Raw genomic sequence first — 3,813 nt, 5'->3', positions numbered from 1 at the left:
GCCAGAACCGAACAGGCCAACTGTATCTGAGCAGATCGCATCAAATGAGAACGAAACAGAATATCCCTGTCTGCCCGTAAAAGTGCCCCTTCAAGTTCGCGAACAAATGCCGCATGAAAACACCGGGTTCGGCTTCGCGTCAGACGCCCTATCCTGTCAGTCGGAGAAAGATGAATGACGTAATACCGTTTTTTCCTGTGTCGAAAACCCGAACAGATAAATCCCCGCCAGGGCGTTAATCTGCTCACCAATGCAAAACAAGGACAACATAACACCAACAAAATAAAAATCAGATATATGAACATGTTACGTTTTCATTTACAGCAGGTAATGACATAAGCTGATTCGCTCCTTTGGTGACCCACAAATTTCAGTCCCGCCGCATAATATCCAGGCTTACATCGGTGTTCAGAGAAATCACGTCCCCCCCAGTTTCCATCCTGATAACATTGATTCTGCTGCAAGGTAGCTTCTGCTTTTGTCCACAGCCCCGACTGGCAGGACAGTATGGCGCCTTTGCTATCGCGGCTAACCAATCCGTTGGGTAAACAGGGCGTACCTGCCACAGCCACTTTATCAAGTTGTAAAAACTCCCCGGTCGACAAACGCCCATCAGCCCGGAGGGTACCGCTTTTGATTTGCCCCTCAGTATAAACGCTTTTATTATTGACACTGCGAAGCCAGTTGCTGTCCGACATCACCCAACCACCACCATAGGTTTCATTTAACCAGCCTTTATTCTTTGTCGTCACAATCCAGCCATCGTGGCTACGAATATCCCCCTGAAACTGGCCGGCATTCGCCCGGATATCGCCACTAAAATGTCCAGTCTGTGCATTCACAGTAGCCGTATTGTTCAGGTTGTTGCCTCCCATGTTAATGTCAGTATGCATTTTATTCAGCTCCGGACGACCGGGGACAGCAAAACGGTACAATCGGTCGCTCTCCTCACGGGCAGTAGATAACTCATCTGCACTCAATAACACGGCCAGATGACCTTCACCACTGTTTATCCCAAAATCCTTTAAAGGCACCGTCCATGAACTCATTGCGCCGGTAGCCGTCTTTCCATCCCGAATATATCCCCCCAATCCGGTAGAGATATCCATTGATATCAGGCGCAGGGCTTTATAAGGTAATTGACTTCCTTCTTGTGTCACTACTATTGCCTGCAATAGTGCCGGATCTCGGGTATTTCGCACTACAGCGGTCTGATAGCGCTGTCCTGAACTGTTGGTGTCTTTGAATCCGGATGGCAACAGCCCCGTTTTTCTCAACATATCCGGGGTGATAATCACAGGCTGAGCTATCGTTGCTGAATTCCGCAATCTATCGTAATAACGGCCAATATAAGCTTTCGACGCCGCACTGAAACGGCTGCTTTGCGCCGCCATGACCTGCCAGGACTTCTCCGTCAAATAATCGTTATAAATACGGGTTCCCAACGCTGCCAATATCAGCAATATCATGAGCCCAGCGGCAGTTCCCAGCATCATATATCCCCGGTCAGGTTCACTGTCGTCACAGCCATTTCTTTCTGTCATTACTAGATTACCCATATTGGCTGATATAATCGCTCCAACAACATGACCACACTCCCCAAACTGAGCCAGGGTCCCAGCGGCCCGCCTTTCGAGCTTCGATGAGGTAATTGTGCCAAATGCCACAGCACGAAACCGGATAGACCGATCATGCAGCCTATCAGTGCCGGTAACCCTGTCAGCCATGCACACAGTGCGCCCATCAGCCAGACATCCCCCATTCCCAGTGCTTCACATTGAGAGTGCCAGTTCATCAGCTTGCGCAACACCCCCATTCCAGCAAGCATAAGCACCGTCGCAAAAAGAGTTATGGATACTGACTGCAACGAAATACTGACCAATACACCGGACACCAGACACCAGACACCAGACAAGCCAGTGTAAACTGACGAGGAAGCCAGCCACTCAAAACGTCCATAACCGATAATTGCAACAAAAAACTCAACAGCAACAGTGCGGCTATCCGTTCCATCAGCGGAGCAGGTGATAACAACATCAATGTGCCCGACACCATGTATAGACAGATAGCCATTCGTGGTACCGGATGCCCTGAACACATCGACATACCGTATTCGTGCAAAAATTTACTCACAGGACGAAGCAGCACGCATCCGATGACAAATAACGTCACCATAACCAGAGGGGTATATTCTGTATGAAAGCTAACCGCAATCAGTGTCTTCATTTAACCGTTAATCGTAAAGACCAGTTTATTGGTACCGGTACGACCGTTGTTCTTTGTGCATTCTGTACTGGCGCTTTCCAGTGTCACCTTGCCATCAGCGTGATGAGTATTATTAATGGCGATTTCTGATGCACTCCCTCCCCGGCTCATCCCAGTCGCCAGTGAAACACAGGCAGACTGCGGGACTCTCTCGTAAGCTACCGTGAACCCATTATTAAATCCTCCGGTGTTGCTCGGTCCGACCTTAACCTGACCACCCCAGGTATTCCACAACGTGGCATTACCGACAGTCGTATCGCCGCGAACCGTCATACTCTTCGGTACGCCCCCCAACTGAATCAGGATACCTGTCATCTTGTCTGCATTACTAAACTCATAGCCACCACTGCCTTTCATTAACCCCTGAGTACTGGAGATGATAGTTTGCAGATTCGTTGTTTCCACAACCGCATCCTTGCGGTCATACAACATATAAATTCCCCCCAAAACTACAGTAATCACGGCAATCACAACCAGAGCGACCGCACCATTTTCCAAAATAGCCCAACCTCGTTCAGGGGGACAGGCCATTCTGTCTTGTTTTTGTATCATCATGTACTGCATTGATTTATTCCTTATATAAAGGGTTCTTTATGGAGAAAATCGTTAAAAAGGAGGCTCAACTACTGCATGATGTTAGCCATGTTCTGTATTTCCATGACGGCCAGCAGGATCAACATAAATGCCCCGACAACCAGCAACAGTGAACTCAACATGACCAAATTGGCCCGCCTGTTCACCCGAGCGATTGTTTGGTCCAGCCACCGCTCACCATAGCGCCCAATAATGTCCGGAGTACCATCACCTTCCGTCAGCAATGACAGAAAATTAACCGCTTCCTTTGACGGAAAACCATAGCCGCAGTGATGCAATGCCCGGCCAAAGTGATCCCCCTCACGGACACAATCAGCAATAGACTCCAGACGAATCTGTAACCAGGGAGATGCAAAGCGTTGCAGGATAATTAAAGCATCCAGCGTCTGAACATGGGCACGTAAAAGGGAAGCCATATTCAGTAAAAAAATAGCCCCCTGAATATCGCTATAGACCGACCAGGGGATAAGATGATCTGCTATGCGACGCAGACGGTTGACCCACCGCGGCAACGAATACACCACGCTCACAATAAAAAAGAGCAGTAAGACACCACACCACAGGAAAGCCTGCTCAAAGAATGTCGCCATCCGGTTCAGCCATGCCAGCACACCCTGCCAGTTTTCCGGATCTGAAATACTTCTTAGCGTTGGTACCAATTCTGTTGCTGTGATCACCAGTAATCCCGTCATCAGTAGCACCAACAAAAAGGGATAAATCATCATTCTGAGCGACACTATCAGAATACGCTGACGGCAACCTATCAGTGTAATGGCCTGATTCAGCGCTTCAGGCAAATGACCGCTACACATACCGGCACTAATTAACGCCGCCTCTTCTACCGGTCCCCAAGCAGCCAGCACATGTTCCAAGGTATTAGTTTGACTGTTATCAGTGAGCGCCGAGATGCAATCGTCAATGAGTTCAGCAAACGGATGCCAATGGGTATCGAAA

Annotated in this window: 4 protein-coding genes and 1 pseudogene; all 5 read right to left on the bottom strand. The window is 48.8% G+C overall.

What is annotated here, in order from left to right; all coding sequences use genetic code 11:
- Positions 1 to 305 (bottom strand): annotated as a pseudogene (locus D3222_RS26350) (hypothetical protein); the annotation flags it as partial.
- A 9-nt stretch (positions 306 to 314) separates the two neighbouring features.
- Complete coding sequence (gene pilV / locus D3222_RS23860) at positions 315 to 1,544, bottom strand: shufflon system plasmid conjugative transfer pilus tip adhesin PilV (RefSeq protein ID WP_198672920.1); 1,230 nt, start codon at positions 1,542 to 1,544, stop codon at positions 315 to 317.
- A 2-nt stretch (positions 1,545 to 1,546) separates the two neighbouring features.
- Positions 1,547 to 2,098 (bottom strand): hypothetical protein, encoded by a 552-nt coding sequence (locus D3222_RS23855; RefSeq protein ID WP_118988279.1) that lies wholly within the window; start codon positions 2,096 to 2,098, stop codon positions 1,547 to 1,549.
- 128 nt (positions 2,099 to 2,226) lie between these two features.
- Positions 2,227 to 2,829: a type 4 pilus major pilin gene (locus D3222_RS23850; RefSeq protein WP_118988278.1), complete on the bottom strand. Its 603-nt coding sequence runs from the start codon at positions 2,827 to 2,829 to the stop codon at positions 2,227 to 2,229.
- A 59-nt stretch (positions 2,830 to 2,888) separates the two neighbouring features.
- Positions 2,889 to 3,813, bottom strand: a 925-nt coding sequence (locus D3222_RS23845; protein ID WP_118988277.1) for a type II secretion system F family protein, incomplete at its 5' end; no start/stop codon positions are given.

Origin of the sequence: Photorhabdus sp. CRCIA-P01, assembly GCF_003545805.1 — a bacterium.
In the GTDB taxonomy this organism is placed as follows: Bacteria; Pseudomonadota; Gammaproteobacteria; order Enterobacterales; family Enterobacteriaceae; genus Photorhabdus; species Photorhabdus antumapuensis.
This window is presented reverse-complemented; position numbering and strand designations above follow the sequence as displayed.